Origin of the sequence: Microbacterium sp. C448 (genome assembly GCF_000582705.2) — a bacterium.
GTDB lineage: Bacteria > Actinomycetota > Actinomycetes > Actinomycetales > Microbacteriaceae > Microbacterium > Microbacterium lacus_A.
Map to the genome: position 1 here is coordinate 1 of NZ_HG779736.1, position 5,925 is coordinate 5,925.

The 5,925-nt window shown below is 69.0% G+C and carries 7 protein-coding genes; 5 read left to right on the plus strand and 2 right to left on the minus strand.

Annotated elements, in window-relative coordinates; all coding sequences use genetic code 11:
- Positions 1 to 69: 69 nt before the first annotated feature.
- The 3 genes from MIC448_RS11640 (at position 70) to MIC448_RS11650 (ending at position 2,637) form a co-directional block, all read left to right on the plus strand.
- The gene (locus MIC448_RS11640) at positions 70 to 567 is read left to right on the plus strand and encodes a DUF427 domain-containing protein (protein WP_036299847.1); all 498 of its coding nucleotides are present in this window, start codon (positions 70 to 72) and stop codon (positions 565 to 567) included.
- A gap of 120 nt (positions 568 to 687) precedes the next feature.
- Positions 688 to 1,464, plus strand: coding sequence for an isocitrate lyase/phosphoenolpyruvate mutase family protein (locus MIC448_RS11645; RefSeq protein ID WP_036299849.1), 777 nt, complete (start codon positions 688 to 690; stop codon positions 1,462 to 1,464).
- A gap of 33 nt (positions 1,465 to 1,497) precedes the next feature.
- Complete coding sequence (locus MIC448_RS11650; RefSeq protein WP_051513695.1) at positions 1,498 to 2,637, plus strand: NAD(P)-binding domain-containing protein; 1,140 nt, start codon at positions 1,498 to 1,500, stop codon at positions 2,635 to 2,637.
- Here MIC448_RS11650 and MIC448_RS11655 read toward each other — a convergent pair.
- A complete protein-coding gene (locus MIC448_RS11655; RefSeq protein WP_036299850.1) occupies positions 2,623 to 3,666 on the minus strand; it encodes an aromatic acid exporter family protein in 1,044 nt (347 codons plus the stop codon). The genes MIC448_RS11650 and MIC448_RS11655 overlap by 15 nt on opposite strands.
- An 82-nt stretch (positions 3,667 to 3,748) precedes the next feature.
- On the opposite strand from MIC448_RS11655, the gene MIC448_RS11660 reads away from it, so the two are divergent.
- On the plus strand, positions 3,749 to 4,390 hold the full coding sequence (locus MIC448_RS11660; protein ID WP_036299851.1) for an SDR family oxidoreductase: 642 nt from the start codon (positions 3,749 to 3,751) through the stop codon (positions 4,388 to 4,390).
- A 6-nt stretch (positions 4,391 to 4,396) separates the two neighbouring features.
- On the opposite strand, the gene MIC448_RS11665 is transcribed toward MIC448_RS11660, so the two are convergent.
- Positions 4,397 to 4,768, minus strand: a complete 372-nt coding sequence (locus tag MIC448_RS11665) for a helix-turn-helix domain-containing protein (RefSeq protein ID WP_036299852.1) — start codon at positions 4,766 to 4,768, stop codon at positions 4,397 to 4,399.
- A gap of 99 nt (positions 4,769 to 4,867) precedes the next feature.
- On the opposite strand from MIC448_RS11665, the gene MIC448_RS11670 reads away from it, so the two are divergent.
- Positions 4,868 to 5,725 carry an SDR family oxidoreductase gene (locus MIC448_RS11670; protein WP_036299854.1) on the plus strand — a complete coding sequence of 286 codons (858 nt, stop codon included), beginning with the start codon at positions 4,868 to 4,870 and terminating at the stop codon, positions 5,723 to 5,725.
- Positions 5,726 to 5,925: the final 200 nt, after the last annotated feature.

Sequence of the window (5,925 nt, forward strand, 5' to 3'; positions counted from 1 at the left end):
CCACCGAAGGCTCATCGGTGGATCGAGGCTAAGCGCCCTCGCATGTGCGGGGGCCGTTAGCGTTGACGGATGCGCCGTCCCACACCCGACCCCGTTGCCCCCGGACAGGAATCGGTGTGGGACTACCCGCGCCCACCCCGCGTCGAGCGGGTCGACGCGGCCGTGACCATCGTCCTCGGCGGTGTCCGGATTCTCGACACCAGCGATGTCGTGCGCGTGCTCGAGACGAGTCATCCGCCCGTCTATTACGTGCCGATCGCGGACTTCACCGACGGGGCCCTCGTGCCCGCGTCCGGTTCGTCGTTCTGCGAGTGGAAGGGTGCCGCGCGCTACTTCGACGTTGTCGTCGGGGGCGCCGTCGTGCCACGCGCCGGGTGGAACTATCCGACTCCCTCGCCTGGGTTCGAGGTTCTCGCGGACCGGGTAGCCGTGTACGCCGCAGACATGGACGAATGCACCGTCGATGGCGAGCGCGTCGTACCCCAGCCGGGAGGCTTCTACGGCGGATGGATCACGGCGGCCATAGCCGGTCCTTTCAAGGGTGTGCCGGGCTCGAACGGGTGGTAGGCCCGGCTGGTCGCTTCGACAGGCTCAGCGACCGCGCGTGAGGCTCAGCCACCGCGCGTGAGGCTCAGCGACCGCGGGGTGCTCGGCCCGTCACCCGCGGGCCCGCGTTAGCGTGGAAGCATGAGTAACCAGGTAGAAAAGGCCCAGTCCCTCGAGCAGTTGCACACCGCACCGGAGATCCTCCGGGTCGTGAACGTGTGGGATGTCGTATCGGCGCGGGCGGTCGCGGCGTTGCCCGAGACGAAGGCCCTCGCCACTGCGGGGCACTCGATCGCGGCGACCTTCGGTTACGAGGACGGCGAGAACATCCCCCTGGACGTCATGCTCGACATGGTGGGGCGCATCGTCGCCGCGACGGATCTGCCCGTCAGTTCTGACCTTGACGCGGGCTACGGCAACGCGGGCGAAACCACGCGACGCGCCATCGGCGTGGGCGTCGTCGGCGCGAACGTTGAAGACCGGCTGCGTCCGCTCGACGTATCCGTCGCGAACGTGCGCGCCATCATCGCCGCGGGCGAGTCCGAGGGTGTTCCCTTCGTGCTGAACGCGCGCACCGACGCCTTCGTCCGCGCGGGAGATCGTCCCCGTGAAGCATCGATCGCCGACGCGATCGAGCGTGGGCGGGCCTACCTGGACGCGGGCGCGAGCCTCGTCTTCGTACCCGGAATCCTCGATGCCGAGACGACCCGCGACCTCGTGGCAGGCCTCGGCACGGGCAAGCTGAGCGTGATCGGGCTGCCGGGCTCACTCTCGGCCGCCGAGTACGAGGCGCTCGGAGTGGCGCGAATCTCGTACGGTCCGATGACGCAGCGGGTCGCCCTGACGGCCCTGCAGGACGTTGCGATCGACCTCTACGCCGACGGGCTCATCCCGTCGTCGACGCGCGCCCTCAACTGACGCTGGAATAGCGCGCGGCCGGCCGAGGTTCGCATGGGCGTGGAAGCGCTGGCCGTCGACGTCGTCGTGATCGGTGCGGGTCAGGCCGGTTTGTCGGCTGCTTACCACCTGAGGCGCCGCGGATTCGTCCCGCTCGACACCCCCTCGTCGGATGCGTCACCGGACGCGCGTACGTTCGTCGTCCTCGATGCGAACGACGGACCCGGGGGTGCCTGGCAGCATCGCTGGCAGTCGCTCCGGATGGGGACGGTCAACGGGATCCACGAGTTGCCCGGGTTTGCCGTGCCGCCCGCGGATCCGACGGCCGCGAGCCGAGACATCCTGCCCGACTATTTCGCCGAGTACGAGCGGCGCTTCGACCTGCGCGTGCATCGCCCCGAACCCGTTCGGGCGATCGAGCGCGAAGACGACGATCCGCACGGGCGGTTGCGGGTGCGGACGGAGCGGGCGACCTATTCTGCGCGCTACGTGATCAACGCCACAGGCACATGGACCAAACCGTTCTGGCCGCACTACCCCGGCCAGGAGCGCTTCCGCGGACGCCAGCTCCACGTTGCCGACTACGTGTCGGCTGATGAGTTCGCAGGTCAACGGGTCGTGATCGTCGGGGCAGGGGTGTCTGCGATCCAACTGCTCGACGAGCTCTCACACGTCGCCGACACGTTCTGGGTCACGCGCCGCGCGCCGGAATGGATCGACGATGACTTCGACATCCCCGCGCGCGTCGCGGCGATCGCCGGTGTTGACGAACGCGTGCGCCAGGGGCTCGCGCCGGGGAGTGTGATCTCTGTGACCGGGATGCATTGGACGCCCTGGGCGCGGGCGGCCGAGGCGCGCGGTGTGCTGGTGCGGCATCCGATGTTCGTGTCGATGGAAGAGCACGGGGTGCGGATGCCGGACGGTTCGTTCGTCGCGGCCGACGCGATCCTGTGGGCGACCGGCTTTCGTGCCGCTCTCGACCACCTCGCACCGCTGCGGATCCGCGTTCCGGGCGGCGGCATCCGCGTTGCCGACAGTCGCGCGACCGACGAACCGCGCCTGTTCCTGATCGGGTACGGCCCCTCGGCCTCGACGATCGGCGCCAACCGTGCCGGTCGCGTCGCCGTCGCAAAGATCGTCTCCGAGATGGATGCCCACCTCGAAGATTCCGCCGGGGCGCTACACGGCGCGTGAGAGCGTCGCGTGTATGCGCTGCAGATCCTCGAGCAGCGAACCGATCAGTATCCAGTGATCCGGCGACGGGGTGGGGATCGCCAAAGGAGCGGTGAGCGCCGGGCCCGTGGCGTCGCCCGTATCGATCGTTTCCGTCGGGGCGGTGTCAACACCCCTGAGGTCGAGGCGGACGTCATGTGCGGCCCGCCGCAACTGGTCGGCTATCGCCCGCACGGTGGGCTCGTCGGCGATCGTCGGGTCATAGTGGTCATAGAAGGCGCGGGTCATCCCGATGACCTGAGTGACCATGGGTCCGAGGCGATCGAGCACCGAACCGAGGCTCGCCAGCTCTTCGCGGTGACGGCGCGCCCGGGGGTTCAGGGTCAGGGATTCGCGCCCCGCCGCGATCGCGTTCTCGGCCGCGTCGCGCATCGGCCGCATCAGCCGGGCGGTCAGCAGGAGCTCTTCGAGATCCGCTCGTGAACGCGGATGTTCAAGGGCCGATGCCAGACGCTCGAGGGATGCGGCCACTTCTTCGCCAAGCGCATCCACGGCGCGATGGGCGGGAGCGACCGCGACGGGCGGGACCAGGATGACGTTGACGATGATTCCGATCGCGGCACCGATGATCGTCTCGAGCACGCGGTCCAGCGCGTATCCCGGAGTCGCGGCGCCGAGAGAGAGGACGAGGAGCGCGCTGATCGCCACCTGGTTTGCGGTTCCCGAGGTCGCGCGGGCCAGCCAGGCGACGATCAGCGCGACGACGATCGAAACGAGGATGACCCAGGTGTATTCGCCGAAGGCGATCCCGAGCGCCGACGCGATGACGACGCCGACGATCACCCCGACGCTCCGCTCGATGGCCTTGCTGAACGACTGGTTCAGGCTCGGCTGCACCACCAGCAGGGCGGCGATCGCGGCGAAGACGGGGGGCGGACCCTGAACGATCCAGTCCGCGATCAGCCACGCCGAGACCGTTGCAACAGCTGACTTGGCGACCTGCAGAACGGGTGCTCGGTGCGGGGCACGGATGGCGGATGACACGCGCATCCCCCCACGGTATGCCGGTACCGGCCCCCTGGGTGCGGGGCGCGCATAGGCTGGATCGTTCCGAACGATCGAGGAGGCTCGCATGTCCCGGATTCTGATCATCGGCGGTCACGGCAAGGTGGCCCGCCTGCTCACCCCGCTGTTGGCCGCACGCGGAGATGGGGTTTCGGCCGTCATCCGCAACGCTGAGCACACAGCCGATGTCGAGGGGGATGGCGCGACCGCCGTCGTCGCCGATGTCGAGAGCCTCGACCGCGCAGAACTCGCCGCGCTGTTCGCCGGCCACGACGGTATCGTCTGGGCGGCGGGCGCCGGCGGGGGAGACCCCGAGCGGACGTACGCGATCGATCGCGACGCCGCCATCCGTTCGATGGATGCGGCGGACGCAGCCGGGGCGAAGCGCTACGTCATGGTGTCGTACTTCGGTGCCGGGCCCGATCACGGGGTACCCGCGGACAACTCGTTCTTCGCCTACGCCGAGGCGAAGGCCGCCGCCGACGAACATCTGCAGCAGACGGGGCTGGATTGGACCATCCTCGGCCCGAGCGGTTTGACGCTCGACCCGCCGACGGGACGCATCGACGTCGGCGGCGAGTCGCGGACGGTCGCGCGAGCGGACGTCGCGGCGGTCATCGCCGCCGTCCTCGCGGACCCGTCAACGGTCGGTCAGACGATCGAGTTCAACGCGGGTTCTACCCCGATCGCCGACGCCGTCAAGGGCTGATCCGACTCACTCGGCTCGCGACAGCATCGCGGGCGCGTGGACGGCGATCCAGTCCATGAGCGGCAGCATGCGCTCCATCATGTCTCGGCCGAGATCCGTGAGCGCGTACTCGACGCGCGGTGGGACCTCGGGGTAGGACTGCCGGTTCACGAGTCCGTCGGCCTCCAGCGTGCGCAGGGTCGAGGCGAGCATCTTCTCGCTGATCCCCTCGACCTCGCGCCGCAGGACTCCCCACCGCCGGGTCCCCTCGCTCAGTGCGAGCAGCACGAGGACGCCCCATTTGCTCATCACATGGTCAAGCACGGTGCGCGTGGGGCACCCGTCCGTGAATACGGCGTCGCCGCTTGAAGTGCGGATGTCCGCAAGACTTACGCTCATGTAGGTACCTTACCGAAAGGTGGGTACCCCATGAATGGAATGCGCGCTGCGATGGGAGATGTTGGCACAGGAGACATCCGTCGCATGAAAGGGAATCACATGACCTATCTCGTCACCGCCGCCAGCGGACATCTCGGCCGACTCGCCGTCGAGTCCTTGCTCACTCGCGGAGTGGACTCCGCGGAGATCGTCGCGGGAGCCCGTAATCCGGAGCGGATCCAGGATCTTGCGGCGCGAGGCGTCCGTACGGTCGAACTCGATTACGACCGGCCCGGCACCGTCGCGGCGGCCCTCGAGGGGATCGATCGGATCCTGCTCATCTCGGGTTCCGCTCCTGGCGCGAGAGTTGCGGGTCACCTCAACGTCATCGAAGCGGCGACCGCGGCAGGGGTGGAGCGAATCGTCTACACGAGCGCCCCGCAGGCCACGACGTTCGACTGGGCGCTGGGAGCCGACCACCGCGCCACGGAAGAGGCCATCACGGCGTCGGGGCTCCCCGCCGTGATCGTCCGCAACAACTGGTACACCGAGAACTACGCGGGCGACCTGGAGCGTGCGGCCGAGTCCGGGGTGATCGCGTCCTCCGTGGGGGATGCGCGCATCGCGAGCGCGAGTCGCGTCGACTACGCGGCGGGCGCCGCCGTGGCGCTCGTCGAGGACGGACATGTCGGAAACGTCTACGAGTTCGCCGGCGATGTCGCATGGACCTTCGACGACCTGGCCGCGGCGGCATCGGTCGTTCTCGGTCGCGAGGTCACGTACCAGCGCTTGACGAGCGAGCAGCTGGCAGCGGGACTCGAGGCCGCAGGCGCGGACTCGGGCACGGTTGGCTTCGTCGTCGGGCTCGACCAGGCGATCGCCGGTGGCGTGCTCTCGGGCACGGACGGAACGCTGGCGCGGTTGATCGGTCGCCCGACCACGCCGCTCATCGACGGGCTCCGCGCGCTCCGCGCCTGATACGTCGCCCAGCTGCGACCGGCGGCCCCGGTCGTCGTCCACCGACCTATCGTGGAGGGATGACAACGGGGGCCGCCTTCCCGGCACCGGCCGAGGGTGAGCGACCCGACTACGCCGCCTTCATCAGCGCTCGGCGCGACGAGATCACCGCGCGGCTGAACCTCGTCGATTGGTCAAGTCCTGGGACGTGGTGTATCGGT